13 protein-coding genes are annotated in these 15,127 nt (G+C 59.8%); 12 read left to right on the forward strand and 1 reads right to left on the reverse strand.

All coding sequences use genetic code 11. The features are described 5' to 3' along the window. The first annotated feature begins 38 nt into the window (after positions 1 to 38). Genes ACJ8HH_RS01830 through nei form a run of 4 tightly spaced genes read left to right on the forward strand, consistent with a single transcriptional unit; the run spans position 39 to position 3,285 of the window. Positions 39 to 770 (forward strand): DUF969 domain-containing protein, encoded by a 732-nt coding sequence (locus ACJ8HH_RS01830; protein ID WP_015376970.1) that lies wholly within the window; start codon positions 39 to 41, stop codon positions 768 to 770. Continuing rightward, positions 767 to 1,786 (forward strand): DUF979 domain-containing protein, encoded by a 1,020-nt coding sequence (locus ACJ8HH_RS01835; protein ID WP_033655164.1) that lies wholly within the window; start codon positions 767 to 769, stop codon positions 1,784 to 1,786. The genes ACJ8HH_RS01830 and ACJ8HH_RS01835 overlap by 4 nt, the downstream gene beginning before the upstream one ends. An 8-nt stretch (positions 1,787 to 1,794) precedes the next feature. Next, complete coding sequence (gene pcp, locus ACJ8HH_RS01840) at positions 1,795 to 2,439, forward strand: pyroglutamyl-peptidase I (protein ID WP_016928732.1); 645 nt, start codon at positions 1,795 to 1,797, stop codon at positions 2,437 to 2,439. Between the two features lie 54 nt (positions 2,440 to 2,493). Next, positions 2,494 to 3,285, forward strand: coding sequence for an endonuclease VIII (gene nei / locus ACJ8HH_RS01845; RefSeq protein WP_033647160.1), 792 nt, complete (start codon positions 2,494 to 2,496; stop codon positions 3,283 to 3,285). Between the two features lie 57 nt (positions 3,286 to 3,342). Here nei and ACJ8HH_RS01850 read toward each other — a convergent pair whose 3' ends face one another. Next, complete coding sequence (locus tag ACJ8HH_RS01850; protein ID WP_016928730.1) at positions 3,343 to 4,635, reverse strand: citrate synthase; 1,293 nt, start codon at positions 4,633 to 4,635, stop codon at positions 3,343 to 3,345. Positions 4,636 to 5,365: 730 nt separating this feature from the next. Between ACJ8HH_RS01850 and sdhC the strand changes: the two genes are divergently transcribed. The 8 genes from sdhC (at position 5,366) to sucD (ending at position 15,122) form a co-directional block, all read left to right on the forward strand. Then, positions 5,366 to 5,755, forward strand: coding sequence for a succinate dehydrogenase cytochrome b556 subunit (gene sdhC / locus ACJ8HH_RS01855; protein WP_004939893.1), 390 nt, complete (start codon positions 5,366 to 5,368; stop codon positions 5,753 to 5,755). Then, complete coding sequence (gene sdhD / locus ACJ8HH_RS01860) at positions 5,749 to 6,096, forward strand: succinate dehydrogenase membrane anchor subunit (RefSeq protein ID WP_004939891.1); 348 nt, start codon at positions 5,749 to 5,751, stop codon at positions 6,094 to 6,096. The genes sdhC and sdhD overlap by 7 nt, the downstream gene beginning before the upstream one ends. Next, the gene (gene sdhA, locus ACJ8HH_RS01865) at positions 6,097 to 7,863 is read left to right on the forward strand and encodes a succinate dehydrogenase flavoprotein subunit (RefSeq protein WP_015376974.1); all 1,767 of its coding nucleotides are present in this window, start codon (positions 6,097 to 6,099) and stop codon (positions 7,861 to 7,863) included. A 16-nt stretch (positions 7,864 to 7,879) separates the two neighbouring features. Further along, on the forward strand, positions 7,880 to 8,596 hold the full coding sequence (locus tag ACJ8HH_RS01870) for a succinate dehydrogenase iron-sulfur subunit (RefSeq protein ID WP_004939885.1): 717 nt from the start codon (positions 7,880 to 7,882) through the stop codon (positions 8,594 to 8,596). A 275-nt stretch (positions 8,597 to 8,871) separates the two neighbouring features. Beyond that, positions 8,872 to 11,679 carry a 2-oxoglutarate dehydrogenase E1 component gene (sucA, locus tag ACJ8HH_RS01875; protein ID WP_033647497.1) on the forward strand — a complete coding sequence of 936 codons (2,808 nt, stop codon included), beginning with the start codon at positions 8,872 to 8,874 and terminating at the stop codon, positions 11,677 to 11,679. A 64-nt stretch (positions 11,680 to 11,743) separates the two neighbouring features. Continuing rightward, positions 11,744 to 12,961, forward strand: a complete 1,218-nt coding sequence (gene odhB / locus ACJ8HH_RS01880) for a 2-oxoglutarate dehydrogenase complex dihydrolipoyllysine-residue succinyltransferase (protein WP_049195548.1) — start codon at positions 11,744 to 11,746, stop codon at positions 12,959 to 12,961. Between the two features lie 122 nt (positions 12,962 to 13,083). Further along, positions 13,084 to 14,250 (forward strand): ADP-forming succinate--CoA ligase subunit beta, encoded by a 1,167-nt coding sequence (gene sucC, locus ACJ8HH_RS01885; RefSeq protein ID WP_015376978.1) that lies wholly within the window; start codon positions 13,084 to 13,086, stop codon positions 14,248 to 14,250. Continuing rightward, positions 14,250 to 15,122: a succinate--CoA ligase subunit alpha gene (gene sucD / locus ACJ8HH_RS01890; protein WP_004939878.1), complete on the forward strand. Its 873-nt coding sequence runs from the start codon at positions 14,250 to 14,252 to the stop codon at positions 15,120 to 15,122. The genes sucC and sucD overlap by 1 nt, the downstream gene beginning before the upstream one ends. Positions 15,123 to 15,127: the final 5 nt, after the last annotated feature.

The raw sequence follows: 15,127 nt of genomic DNA on the forward strand, positions 1-15,127 counted from the left end.
ACAAGCAAAAAACTATTAGAAAATATCGAGGGAAGACTATGGAACAGGCCGTGAATCTCTGGCCACTGATTGGCATCGCCGCCATCGTGGTCGGGTTTGTATTGCGTTTCAACCCGGTGCTGGTGGTGATCGCCGCCGGCATCATCACCGGTTTGGCGGCGCTGATGCCGCTGGACGTCATTCTGGAAAAGCTCGGCGAGGGCTTTCTCAACACCCGCAACCTGCCGCTGATCCTGCTGTTGCCGCTGGCGGTGATCGGCCTGCTGGAGCGCCACGGGCTGAAAGAACGGGCGCAGGCGTGGATCGCCAGGATCAAAAGCGCCACCGCCGGCCGTCTGCTGATCGTCTACCTGTTCGTGCGCGAGATTACCGCGGCGATGGGGCTGACCAGCCTGGGCGGGCATCCGCAGATGGTGCGGCCGCTGCTGGCGCCGATGGCGGAAGGGGCAACGGAAAACCGCTACGGCGAGCTGCCGGAGCGCACGCGCCACCGTTTGCGCGCCATGTCGGCCGCGACCGACAACGTCGGGCTGTTCTTCGGCGAGGATATCTTCGTCGCCTTCGGCGCGATCATCTTCATGCACAACTTTATGCTGGAGTCCGGCGGCATTCAGACCGAGCCGCTGCATATCGCGCTGTGGGGCATTCCGACCGCGATTTTCGCTTTCCTGATCCACGCGTTCCGGCTGTATCGGATGGATAAGCAGCTGAGCGCAGAGCTGGCGCAGCTGAATCAGGCGGCGCTGCAGGCGAAGGGGGAGGCACGATGAACTTCCAGCAACAATATCTCTACTGGCTGGCCGGCGCGGTGCTGCTGATTGTGGCGGTGATGTCCTTCCGCGATCGCGCCAACCCGCGCCGCATCACCACCGGGCTGTTTTGGGGGCTGTACGGCCTGGTGTTCCTGGTCGGCGACTGGACTTACCGCCTGCTGGGCGACGTGCTGGGCGAGGGTAGCAACGAAAAACGCATGCTGCACATCATAGTTGGCGTGGTGGTGGTGGTGATGGCCCTGATTGCCGGTTTCGGCGGTGTGCGCCTCGGCAGCTATCATCAACGGACGCCGCAGGAGCGCGAGGCCAGCGCCAAGCGCCTGGGCAACAAGCTGTTTATCCCCGCTCTGGCAATCCCGGTGGTGACGGTGATCGGCGTGCTGCTGTTCAACAACGTGCCGGCGTTGCAAAGCGCGGTATTCGGCAGCGGCAACCATGCGACGCTGATCACCCTGTTCTCGATGACCGTCGGCTGCCTGATCGGTCTGGCGATCGCGGTGAAAATGACCCATGAGAAGGCCCTGCAGCCGATACAGGAAGCGCGGCGCCTGCTGGATTCGATCGGCTGGGCGTTCATTCTGCCGCAGATCCTCGCCACGCTGGGGCTGCTGTTTACCGTCGCCGGCGTCGGCACCGCGATCTCGCATTTGACCCAGGAGTATCTGGCGGTGGATAACCGCTTTATCGCCGTGGCGGTCTACGCTATCGGTATGGCTGTGCTGACCATGGTGATGGGCAACGCCTTCGCCGCTTTCCCGATCGTTACCGCCGGCATCGGCATTCCGATCCTGGTGTTGCAGCACGGCGGCAACCCGGCGGTGATGGCGGCGATCGGCATGTTCTCCGGCTATTGCGGCACCCTGATGACGCCGATGGCGGCGAACTTCAACATCGTGCCGGCGGCGCTGCTGGAGCTGCCGGACAAGAATGCGGTGATCAAGGCGCAGGTGCCGACCGGCGTGCTACTGCTGTTGGTTAACGTGTTCCTGCTGTATTTCCTGATGTTTCTGTAGGAGTAAGGATGCAAAAAGTATTGATTACCGGCTTTGAGCCGTTTGGCGGCGAGCGCCTCAACCCCTCCTGGGAAGTGGTGAAGCAGCTCAATGATATGGAGCTGGTCGGCACGCGCATCGTGGCGCGCCAACTGCCGTGCGTGTTCGGCGCGGCGCTGGAGGCGCTCAATGCGGCGATCGACGAGGTGCAGCCGGTGATGGTGCTGGCTATCGGCCAGGCCGGCGGCCGCACCGACATCACGATTGAACGGGTGGCGATCAACGTCGACGATGCGCGTATCCCCGACAATCAGGGGCAACAGCCGGTGGACGAGCCGATCGTCGCCGGCGGCCCGGCGGCCTATTTCAGTACATTGCCGATCAAGGCGATGGTCAGTTCGATGCGTGAGGCCGGCATTCCGGCCGCCGTTTCGCAGACCGCCGGCACCTATGTGTGCAACCATGTCATGTATGGCCTGCTGCACCGTTTGAGCGGCCAGCGCGAGGTCAAGGGCGGCTTTATCCATATCCCGTACCTGCCGGAGCAGGCGGCGGCGCACCCCGGCGCGCCGAGCATGGCGGCTTCGACGGTGCTGTTTGCATTGGAGCTGGCCGTTTCCATCGCTTTGCAGGTGGAGCACGATCTGAAAGTGGTGGGCGGCGCGACGCATTAATCAAGAAAATCCCCGGCGCATCGGGCTGCGCCGGGTCTACGTAAGGAGTGGTCTATGCCGGAAGGACCGGAGATTCGCCGGGCGGCGGACAAACTGGCGGCGGCGGTGATCGATCAGCCGTTGACCGCCGTCGATTTCGCTTTTCCCCAGCTGAAACACTATCGCCAGCGTCTGCTCGGCGAGCGCATCGTCGCCATCGAGCCGCGCGGCAAGGCGCTGCTGACCCATTTCTCCAATGGGTTGACGATGTACAGCCACAACCAGCTGTACGGCGTGTGGAAAGTGGCGGCGGCCGGGGAGACGCCGGAGACCCGGCGCGATCTGCGGGTGCGGCTGGAAACCGCCCGCAGCGCGATATTGCTCTACAGCGCTTCCGACATTACCGTCGGGCCGCGCGAGGAGATAGAGCAGCACCCGTTTTTGCAACGCATCGGCCCCGACGTGTTGGACATGTCGTTGACGGTGGAAGATGTGGCGGAGCGGTTGCTGACGCCGCGTTTTCGCCGCAGGCAGCTGGGCGGCATGCTGCTCGACCAGGCGTTTCTTGCCGGATTGGGTAACTATCTGCGCGCCGAAATCCTGTGGCAGGCCGAACTGGCGCCGCAGCACAAACCGCAGGATCTGCCGCCGGAAGCGCTGCGCCGCCTGGCGGACGCATTGCTGGCGGTGCCGCGCCTTTCCTACCAGACGCGCGGGCAGGCGGATGACAACCGGCATCACGGCGCGCTGTTTCGCTTCAAGGTGTTTCATCGCAGCGGCGAGCCCTGCGAACGCTGCGGTGAGATGATCGTGCGTACCGAGCTGTCGTCGCGGCCGTTTTATTGGTGCCCGGGCTGCCAGAAATAACCAAAAAAAACGCCGCCCGAAGGGGCGGCGCTGTGCGGTTTCAGCCGGGAAAGCGGCTTACTTGTTTTTCAGCTGGGATTTGAAATCGCGTTCGGCATAGCCGGTATACAGCTGACGCGGACGGGCAATTTTGATGCCTTCGTCGTGCATTTCGTTCCAGTGGGCGATCCAGCCGATGGTGCGCGCAATGGCGAAGATTACGGTGAACATGGAAGAAGGAATGCCCATCGCCTTCAGGATGATGCCGGAGTAGAAGTCGACGTTCGGGTACAGTTTCTTCTCGATGAAGTACGGGTCGTTCAGCGCGATGTGTTCCAGCTCCATCGCGACCTGCAGCAGGTTGTCGTCCTTCTTGTTCAGCTCTTTCAGCACTTCGTGACAGGTTTCGCGCATCACGGTAGCGCGCGGATCGTAGTTCTTGTACACGCGGTGGCCGAAGCCCATCAGGCGGAAGGAGTCGTTCTTGTCCTTGGCGCGCTTGATGAATTCCGGAATGTGCTCGACGGTCTTGATCTCTTCCAGCATTTTCAGCGCCGCTTCGTTGGCGCCGCCGTGTGCCGGCCCCCACAGGGAGGCGATGCCGGCCGCGATGCAGGCGAACGGGTTGGCGCCGGAAGAGCCGGCGGTGCGCACGGTAGAGGTAGAGGCGTTCTGCTCATGGTCGGCGTGCAGGATCAGGATGCGGTCCATGGCGCGTTCCAACACCGGGTTCACCACGTACTCTTCGCACGGGGTGGCGAACATCATGTGCAGGAAGTTGCCGGCATAGGACAGATCGTTGCGCGGGTAAACGAACGGCTGGCCCAGGGAGTATTTGTAGCACATCGCCGCCACGGTCGGCATTTTGGACAGCAGGCGGAACGCGGTGATTTCACGGTGACGCTCGTTGTTGACGTCCAGCGCATCGTGGTAGAACGCCGCCAGCGCGCCGGTCACGCCGCACAGCACCGCCATCGGGTGCGAGTCACGACGGAAGCCACGGAACAGATGGGTGATCTGGTCGTGGATCATGGTGTGGCGGGTGACGGTGGTCTTGAAGGTCTCGAACTCTTCCGGCGTTGGGGTCTCGCCGTACAGCAGGATGTAGCACACTTCCAGGTAGGAAGATTCTTTCGCCAGCTGCTCGATAGGGAAGCCGCGGTGCAGCAGCACGCCTTTGTCGCCGTCGATGAAGGTAATCTTGGATTCGCAAGAAGCGGTGGAGGTAAAGCCGGGATCAAATGTGAAATAACCTTTGGAACCCAGAGCGCGGACATCGAGGACATCGGGGCCCAGTGTCGGTGTCAATACGCCCAGTTCGATCGGAGCTTCGCTGTCGTTAATGGTTAGCGTCGCTTTCTTATCAGTCATTTACTGTCTCCTTAGCGCCTTATTTTAAAAACCACTAACAACTGAAATACCTTAAATCTCTGCAGGTTGCCCGCAAAAAAATGGTGCGGACGCTAACTCTGTGAGCGACTGCGCAACTGTGCGCGGGTAGGGTACAGAGTGCTGACCAGGCGAACGAGACGGGTGACCAGTTGTTAACGATTCATAGTAATTCGTTATAGTCTGTTAATCTTACCTATGAGCTGTTCGAAGAGATGTGAACCTATCCCAATAATCTGTTTTTATTTGCTTTATTTGCTTTTTGACGCCGGCAAAATCGAGCGGGAAACAACGGCTATTGGGATAGGTTCGTCAAATACACTGTTGCATAACTCGAACCCGGGGGGAAGTGTATCTGCTGACCCATAGCGCATCATAGGACCGTTTGTGCCCCTATATGTAATGGAAATGTTGATCTCTTGTCAAATCAGATAATTAATTTTGCACTAATTGTGAAATTCGTGATCTGAATCACTGTTCGGGGGAAATGTTATCAAAGCGGTTGTATGAGAATTGTAATCAGAATGTGATCCTCCTATACTGCCGCCAGGTCTCCGGATTACCCTGAAGTAGGAGCACCCAGCGTTATAAATGCGCGCCGTTTGAGCACAGAGGATGTTGATGTTTGAGCGCGTGACGTGTAAGGGTTTTAGGCTCTTAACGCTGTCTGATCCCCGCCCAGGCCCGGAGGAAGGAAAATAATAAGAGCTGTGTGGGCAAATACGTGAAAAAACAACGACCTGTCAACTTGGATCTGCAAACGATCCGGTTCCCCGTAACTGCGATAGCGTCTATCTTACACCGAGTCTCTGGCGTAATTACCTTCGTTGCCGTGGGTATCCTCCTCTGGCTGCTGGGCCTGTCACTCTCTTCCCAAGAGGGGTTCCTGCAGGCGGCCGCCATCATGAATAGCTTCATCGTCAAATTCATATTCTGGGGCATCCTCACGGCGCTGGCCTATCACATTTGCGGTGGCATCCGTCACTTGTTAATGGATTTTGGCTACATCGAAGAGAGTTTGGCCGCCGGTACCCGTTCCGCCCAGGTGGCGATCGGTCTGACCGTCGTGCTGTCAGTTCTGGCTGGAGTCCTCGTATGGTAAACAACGTTTCTGCATTAGGGCGCAACGGCGTGCACGATTGGCTGCTGCTGCGCGCTTCCGCTATCATCATCACCCTGTACGTCCTGTATATCCTGGGTTTTTTCGTCACGGCCCCGGAACTCACTTATGACATCTGGCGCGGTTTCTTCGCCACTTCCATTACGAAAGTGTTCACTCTGCTGACCTTGCTGTCGATTCTGGTGCACGCCTGGATCGGGCTGTGGCAGGTGCTGACGGACTACGTCAAGCCGCTGGCGGTTCGCCTGGTGTTGCAGCTGGCTGTCGTGGTCGCGTTGCTGGTCTATTTACTGTACGGAACAATCGTAGTGTGGGGTGCTTAAATGAAACTGCCAGTCAGAGAGTTTGATGCCGTCGTAATCGGCGCCGGCGGTGCGGGCATGCGTGCCGCGCTGCAAATTTCCCAAGCGGGCTCGACCTGTGCCCTGCTGTCCAAAGTTTTCCCGACCCGTTCCCATACCGTGTCCGCACAGGGCGGCATCACCGTCGCGCTCGGCAACAGCCACGAGGACAACTGGGAATGGCATATGTACGACACGGTGAAAGGTTCCGACTATATCGGTGACCAGGACGCCATCGAATATATGTGTAAAACCGGCCCGGAAGCGATTCTGGAACTGGAACACATGGGCCTGCCGTTCTCTCGTCTGGACGACGGCCGCATCTATCAGCGCCCGTTCGGCGGCCAGTCGCTGAACTTCGGCGGCGAGCAGGCGGCGCGTACCGCAGCCGCAGCCGACCGTACCGGCCACGCGCTGCTGCACACCCTGTACCAACAAAACCTGAAAAACCACACCACCATCTTCTCCGAGTGGTATGCGCTCGATCTGGTGAAAAACCAGGACGGCGCGGTGGTTGGCACCACGGCTATCTGCATCGAAACCGGTGAAGTGGTTTACTTCAAAGCCAAGGCCACCGTGCTGGCGACCGGCGGCGCAGGCCGTATTTACCAGTCCACCACCAACGCCCACATCAACACCGGCGACGGTGTCGGCATGGCGCTGCGCGCCGGCGTGCCGGTGCAGGACATGGAAATGTGGCAGTTCCACCCGACCGGCATCGCCGGCGCGGGCGTGCTGGTGACCGAAGGCTGCCGCGGCGAAGGCGGTTACCTGCTGAACAAACACGGCGAGCGCTTCATGGAGCGTTATGCGCCGAACGCCAAAGATCTGGCGGGCCGCGACGTGGTTGCCCGTTCGATCATGATCGAAATCCGCGAAGGCCGCGGCTGCGACGGTCCTTGGGGCCCGCACGCCAAGCTGAAGCTGGATCACCTGGGTAAAGAGGTGCTGGAATCCCGTCTGCCGGGCATTCTTGAACTGTCCCGCACCTTCGCGCACGTCGATCCGGTGAAAGAGCCGATCCCGGTTATCCCAACCTGTCACTATATGATGGGCGGCATTCCGACCAAGGTGACCGGCCAGGCGTTGACCGTGAACGAGAAAGGCGAAGACGTGGTGATCCCGGGGCTGTTCGCGGTGGGCGAAATCGCCTGCGTATCGGTGCACGGCGCCAACCGCTTGGGCGGCAACTCGCTGCTCGACCTGGTGGTGTTCGGCCGTTCCGCCGGCATGCACCTGCAGGAATCGCTGGAAGAGCAGGGCGTGAGCCGTGACGCCAGCGACTCCGACGTGGAAGCCTCGCTGGATCGTCTGAACCGTTGGAACAACACCCGTTCCGGCGAAGACCCGGTCGAAATTCGCAAGGCGCTGCAGTCTTGCATGCAGCACAACTTCTCGGTATTCCGCGAAGGCGATGCGATGGCCAAGGGCCTGGAAGAACTGAAAGTGATCCGTGAACGTCTGAAGAACGCACGCCTGGACGATACCTCCAGCGAGTTCAACACCCAGCGCATCGAGTGCCTGGAGTTGGATAACCTGATGGAGACCGCGTATTCCACCGCCGTGTCGGCCAACTTCCGTACCGAGAGCCGTGGCGCACACAGCCGCTTCGACTACCCGGAACGCGATGACGCCAACTGGCTGTGCCATTCGCTGTATCTGCCGCAATCGGAAAGCATGACGCGTCGTGAAGTGAACATGCAACCGAAGCTGCGCCCGGCATTCCCGCCGAAAGTGCGTTCTTACTAATTGCGGAGATCGACAGATGAAACTCGAATTTTCCATTTATCGCTACAACCCGGATGTCGATGACGCGCCGCACATGCAGGATTACACCCTGGAAGCGGAAGAAGGTCGCGACATGATGCTGCTGGATGCGTTGATCCAGCTGAAAGAAAAAGACCCGACCCTGTCGTTCCGTCGCTCATGCCGCGAAGGCGTGTGCGGTTCCGACGGCCTGAACATGAACGGTAAAAACGGCCTGGCGTGCATCACCCCGATTTCGTCGCTGCGCAAAGGCAACGGCAAGATCGTGATCCGTCCGCTGCCGGGCCTGCCGGTGGTGCGCGATCTGGTGGTGGATATGGGCCAGTTCTATACCCAGTATGAAAAGATCAAGCCATACCTGCTGAACGACGGCAAGAACCCGCCGGCGCGCGAGCACCTGCAGTCGCCGGAGCAGCGCGCCAAGCTGGACGGTCTGTACGAGTGCATTCTGTGCGCCTGCTGCTCGACCTCTTGCCCATCGTTCTGGTGGAACCCGGACAAGTTCATCGGGCCTGCCGGTCTGCTGGCGGCGTATCGCTTCCTGATCGACAGCCGTGACACGGAAACGCAAGAACGTTTAGATGATCTGGACGACGCTTTTAGTGTTTTCCGCTGCCATAGCATTATGAATTGTGTCAGTGTATGTCCTAAAGGCTTGAACCCGACGCGTGCGATCGGGCATATCAAGTCCATGCTGCTGCAACGCGGCGCATAAACGGAATGAGATGCTGCGCCGGGCTCTTTTCCGGCGCACATCCCATAGGGGAGGGAACCTCTAAAAACTGACCCGCGGCTGCGGCGCTATGCAGCCTGGTTCTTCCGCCGGTTTTTAGAGGTTCCTTGTAAGGGACCGCAAGGTCCATAACAGAACGTATCGGGCCGTCATGGCCGCAAGTACGTCGAGTGAACCGTTTTACGGCAAACCGTATTCATCACGGTAATTATGTTAACCACGGCGAAAACTAAAGCTTCAAAGCTTAAGGGATCATGATGCAGAACGGCGCAATGAAGGCCTGGCTGGATTCCTCCTATCTGGCGGGCGCGAACCAGTCTTACATAGAGCAGCTCTATGAAGACTTCTTAACCGATCCGGGTTCCGTTGAAGATAGCTGGCGTTCCATTTTTCAACAGCTACCAACCGCGGGTGTCAAACCCGATCAGCTTCACTCTCAAACGCGCGATTACTTCCGCCGCCTGGCGAAAGACTCCGCGCGCTACAATACCACCATCACCGATCCGGAAACCGACGCCAAACAGGTCAAGGTACTGCAGCTGATCAACGCCTTCCGCTTCCGCGGGCATCAGCATGCCAACCTCGATCCGCTCGGCCTGTGGCAGCGCGAGCAAGTTCCTGACCTTGATCCCGCTTACCACAACCTGACCGAAGCCGATTTCCAGGAAACCTTCAACGTGGGCTCTTTCGCCATCGGCAAAGAAACCATGAAGCTGGGCGATCTGTACGCCGCGTTGAAGCAGACCTATTGCGGGTCGATCGGCGCTGAGTACATGCACATCACCAACACCGAAGAGAAACGCTGGATCCAACAGCGCATCGAGTCGGTGGTGGGGCGCGCCAGCTTTACCGCCGACGAAAAACGCCGTTTCCTGAACGAGCTGACCGCGGCGGAAGGCCTGGAACGCTACCTGGGCGCCAAATTCCCGGGCGCCAAACGCTTCTCGCTGGAAGGCGGCGACGCGCTGGTGCCGATGCTGAAAGAGATGGTGCGCCACGCCGGCAAGAACGGCACGCGCGAAGTGGTGCTGGGCATGGCCCACCGCGGCCGTCTGAACGTGCTGATCAACGTGCTGGGCAAAAAGCCGGCCGATCTGTTCGACGAATTCGCCGGCAAGCATAAAGAACACCTCGGCACCGGTGACGTGAAATACCACCAGGGCTTCTCTTCCGACGTGGAAACCGAAGGCGGCATGGTTCACCTGGCGCTGGCGTTCAACCCGTCGCACCTGGAGATCGTCAGCCCGGTGGTCATGGGCTCGGTTCGCGCCCGTCGCGATCGCTTGGACGAAGCGCGCAGCAACATGGTGCTGCCGATCACCATTCACGGCGACGCCGCCATCACCGGCCAGGGCGTGGTTCAGGAAACCCTGAACATGTCTCAGGCTCGCGGCTACGAAGTGGGCGGCACCGTGCGTATCGTCATCAACAACCAGGTTGGTTTCACCACCTCCAACCCGCTGGATGCGCGCTCTACCGAATACTGCACCGACATCGCCAAAATGGTTCAGGCACCGATCTTCCACGTCAACGCGGACGATCCGGAGGCCGTGGCCTTCGTCACCCGCCTGGCGTTGGATTTCCGTAACACCTTTAAGCGTGACGTGATGATCGATCTGGTCTGCTACCGTCGCCATGGGCACAACGAGGCCGACGAGCCGAGCGCTACCCAGCCGGTGATGTATCAGAAGATCAAGAAACACCCTACGCCGCGCAAAATCTACGCTGACGTTCTGACCGAACAGAACGTGGCCAGCCTGGAAGATGCCACGGAAATGGTCAACCTATACCGTGACGCGCTCGACCGCGGCGATTGCGTGGTTGAAGAATGGCGTCCGATGAACCTGCACTCCTTCACCTGGTCTCCGTACCTGAACCACGAGTGGGACGAAGAGTACCCGAGCAAGGTTGAGATGAAGCGCCTGCAGGAGCTGGGCCGCCGCATCAGCACCGTGCCGGAAGCGATCGAAATGCAGTCGCGCGTGGCGAAAATCTACGCGGACCGCGCCGAGATGGCAGCGGGCAACAAGCCGTTCGACTGGGGCGCCGCCGAAACGCTGGCCTACGCCACCATGGCGGATGAAGGCATTCCAATCCGCATCTCCGGCGAAGACGCCGGCCGCGGTACCTTCTTCCACCGTCACGCGGTGGTGCACAACCAGAAAAACGGTTCCGTCTACGTTCCGCTGGCGAACATCCACAGCGGCCAGGGCGAATTCAAGGTCTGGGATTCCGTGCTGTCCGAAGAGGCGGTGCTGGCGTTCGAATACGGCTACGCCACGGCGGAACCGCGCACGCTGACCATCTGGGAAGCGCAGTTCGGCGACTTCGCCAACGGCGCGCAGGTCGTTATCGACCAGTTCATCAGTTCCGGCGAGCAAAAATGGGGCCGTATGTGCGGCCTGGTGATGCTGCTGCCGCACGGCTATGAAGGCCAGGGCCCAGAGCACTCTTCCGCGCGTCTGGAACGCTATCTGCAGCTGTGCGCAGAGCAGAACATGCAGGTGTGCGTCCCGTCCACGCCGGCGCAGGTTTACCATATGCTGCGCCGTCAGGCGCTGCGCGGTATGCGCCGTCCGCTGGTGGTGATGTCGCCGAAGTCGCTGCTGCGTCACCCGCTGGCGATTTCTTCGCTGGACGAACTGGCCAACGGCACCTTCCTGCCGGCGATCGGCGAGATCGACGACTTGGATCCGAAAGCGGTCAAGCGCGTCGTGCTGTGCTCCGGCAAGGTCTACTACGACCTGCTGGAACAGCGTCGCAAGAACGAGCAGAAAGACGTGGCCATCGTGCGTATCGAGCAGCTGTATCCGTTCCCGCATCAGGCCGTGCAGGCCGTGCTGGAGCAATACTCGCACGTGCATGATTTCGTCTGGTGTCAGGAAGAGCCGCTGAACCAGGGCGCCTGGTACTGCAGCCAACACAACTTCCGTGAAGTGGTGCCGTTCGGGGCTTCTTTACGCTACGCAGGACGTCCGGCCTCCGCTTCTCCGGCGGTGGGCTATATGTCCGTACACCAGAAGCAGCAGCAGGCTCTGGTGAACGACGCGCTGAATATTGACTAATGTTCGCTCGCTTGCCGGCCAAGGGGCCGGCAAGCAGATGATAAAAAACTTAAGGGAAAGCTAAATGAGTAGCGTAGATATTCTGGTTCCTGACCTTCCTGAATCGGTTGCCGATGCGACCGTAGCCACCTGGCACAAAAAACCGGGCGACAGCGTGCAGCGTGATGAAGTCCTGGTTGAAATCGAAACCGACAAAGTGGTGTTGGAAGTGCCGGCCAGTGAAGCGGGCATTCTCGATGCTATCGTGGAAGAAGAGGGTGCGACCGTACTGTCTCGCCAGCTGCTCGGCCGCATCCGTCCGGGCGACAGCTCCGGCAAGCCGACCGCTGAGAAGAGCCAGGAGAAAGAAGCCACGCCTGCACAGCGCGCTACCGCGAGCCTGGAAGAAGAAAGCAATGACGCGCTCAGCCCGGCGATTCGCCGCCTGATCGCCGAACACGATCTCGATGCCAGCGCCATCAAAGGCACCGGCGTGGGTGGCCGCATCACGCGTGAAGACGTGGAAGCGCACCTGGCCAAAGGCGGCGCCGCCGCCAAACCGGCCGCCGCCGCTGAAGCCGCGCCGCAGCCTGCTCTGGCCGGCCGCAGCGAAAAACGCGTGCCGATGACTCGCCTGCGCAAACGCGTCGCCGAGCGTCTGCTGGAAGCGAAGAACAGCACCGCGATGCTGACCACCTTCAACGAAATCAACATGCAGCCGATCATGGATCTGCGCAAGCAGTACGGCGAAGCCTTCGAGAAGCGCCACGGCGTGCGTCTGGGCTTCATGTCCTTCTACATCAAGGCGGTGGTTGAAGCACTGAAGCGCTTCCCGGAAGTGAACGCGTCGATCGATGGTTCTGACGTGGTTTACCACAACTACTTCGACATCAGCATCGCGGTTTCGACCCCGCGCGGCCTGGTGACGCCGGTACTGCGCGATGTGGACGCCATGAGCATGGCTGACATTGAGAAGAAAATCAAAGAGCTGGCCGTTAAGGGCCGCGACGGCAAACTGACCGTGGAAGAGCTGACCGGCGGTAACTTCACCATTACCAACGGCGGCGTATTCGGCTCCCTGATGTCTACCCCGATCATCAACCCGCCGCAGAGCGCCATCCTGGGCATGCACGCCATTAAAGATCGCCCAATGGCGGTCAATGGTCAGGTGGTGATCCAGCCGATGATGTATCTGGCGCTGTCTTATGACCACCGCCTGATCGACGGTAAAGAATCCGTCGGTTATCTGGTGACGGTCAAAGAGATGCTGGAAGATCCGGCTCGTCTGCTGCTGGACGTCTAGTAACCCTTGCCGGGCGCGGCATGCCGCGCCCGCACTCTGTGCTATGTGGCCGGAAAACCATGCGGTTTACCGCGTAATAATGGTCCGGCTAAAAACCTTCAGAACTGAATGGATAGAACATCATGAATTTACACGAATATCAGGCAAAACAGCTGTTTGCTCGGTATGGCATGCCGGCACCAACCGGTTACGCCTGTACCACTCCGCGTGAAGCAGAAGAAGCCGCATCCAAAATCGGCTCCGGCCCGTGGGTGGTGAAATGTCAGGTTCATGCTGGCGGCCGCGGTAAAGCGGGCGGCGTTAAAGTCGTCAACAGCAAAGAAGATATCCGTGCCTTCGCGGAAGCCTGGTTGGGCAAGCGTCTGGTGACTTACCAGACTGACGCGCTGGGCCAGCCGGTTAACCAGATCCTGGTTGAAGCGGCGACCGACATCGATAAAGAACTGTACCTGGGCGCCGTCGTAGACCGTGCGACCCGTCGCATCGTGTTCATGGCGTCTACCGAAGGCGGCGTGGAAATCGAGAAGGTGGCGGAAGAAACCCCAGAACTGATCCACAAAATGACCATCGATCCGCTGGCGGGTCCACAGCCTTATCAGGGCCGTGAGCTGGCCTTCAAACTGGGCCTGACCGGTAAGCAAGTCAGCCAGTTCGCCAAGATCTTCATGGGCCTGGCGACGCTGTTCCTGGAGCGTGACCTGGCGATGGTTGAGATCAACCCGCTGGTGATCACCAAGCAGGGCGATCTGGTGTGCCTGGACGGCAAACTGGGCGCCGACGGCAACGCCCTGTTCCGCCAGCCGGAACTGCGTGAAATGCGTGACCCTTCCCAGGAAGACGAGCGCGAATCCCGTGCGGCTCAGTGGGAACTGAACTACGTTGCCCTCGACGGCAACATCGGCTGCATGGTTAACGGCGCCGGCCTGGCGATGGGCACCATGGACATCGTTAAACTGCACGGCGGCGAACCGGCCAACTTCCTGGACGTTGGCGGCGGCGCGACCAAAGAGCGCGTGACCGAAGCGTTCAAAATCATCCTGTCCGACGACAAGGTGAAAGCGGTTCTGGTTAACATCTTCGGTGGTATCGTACGTTGCGATCTGATCGCCGACGGCATCATCGGCGCAGTGGCCGAAGTGGGCGTTAACGTCCCGGTGGTGGTGCGCTTGGAAGGGAACAACGCCGAACTGGGCGCCAAGAAACTGGCGGACAGCGGCCTGAATATCATTGCTGCGACCAGCCTGACTGATGCGGCTCAGCAAGTTGTTGCAGCAGTGGAGGGTAAATAATGTCCATTTTAATCGATAAGAACACCAAAGTAATTTGCCAGGGCTTCACCGGTAGCCAGGGGACTTTCCACTCCGAACAAGCTATCGCTTACGGCACCAAAATGGTTGGCGGCGTAACCCCGGGCAAAGGCGGCACTCAGCACCTGGGCCTGCCGGTGTTCAACACCGTGCGCGAAGCGGTTGAAGCGACCGGCGCCACTGCCTCTGTGATCTACGTTCCAGCGCCGTTCTGCAAAGACTCCATCCTGGAAGCGATCGATGCCGGTATCAAACTGATCATCACCATCACCGAAGGCATCCCGACGCTGGACATGCTGACCGTGAAAGTGAAGCTGGACGAAGCCGGCGTGCGCATGATCGGGCCGAACTGCCCAGGCGTGATCACCCCGGGCGAGTGCAAAATCGGCATCATGCCTGGCCACATCCACCTGCCGGGCAAAGTGGGCATCGTTTCCCGCTCCGGCACCCTGACCTATGAAGCGGTAAAACAAACCACCGATGCCGGTCTGGGCCAATCCACCTGCGTGGGCATCGGCGGCGACCCGATCCCGGGCTCCAACTTCATCGATATCCTGAAGATGTTCCAGCAGGATCCGCAGACCGAAGCGATCGTGATGATCGGTGAGATCGGCGGCAGCGCTGAAGAAGAAGCAGCAGCTTACATCAAAGAACACGTCACCAAACCGGTTGTCGGCTATATCGCCGGCGTGACCGCGCCGAAAGGCAAGCGTATGGGCCACGCGGGCGCCATTATCGCAGGCGGCAAAGGCACGGCGGACGAGAAGTTTGCTGCGCTGGAAGCGGCGGGCGTGAAAACCGTTCGCAGCCTGGCAGACATCGGCGACGCGGTAAAAGCGGTGCTGAAGCGCTAAGCATT

The organism is Serratia sp. CY32780, assembly GCF_052169135.1.
Taxonomy (GTDB): domain Bacteria; phylum Pseudomonadota; class Gammaproteobacteria; order Enterobacterales; family Enterobacteriaceae; genus Serratia; species Serratia sarumanii.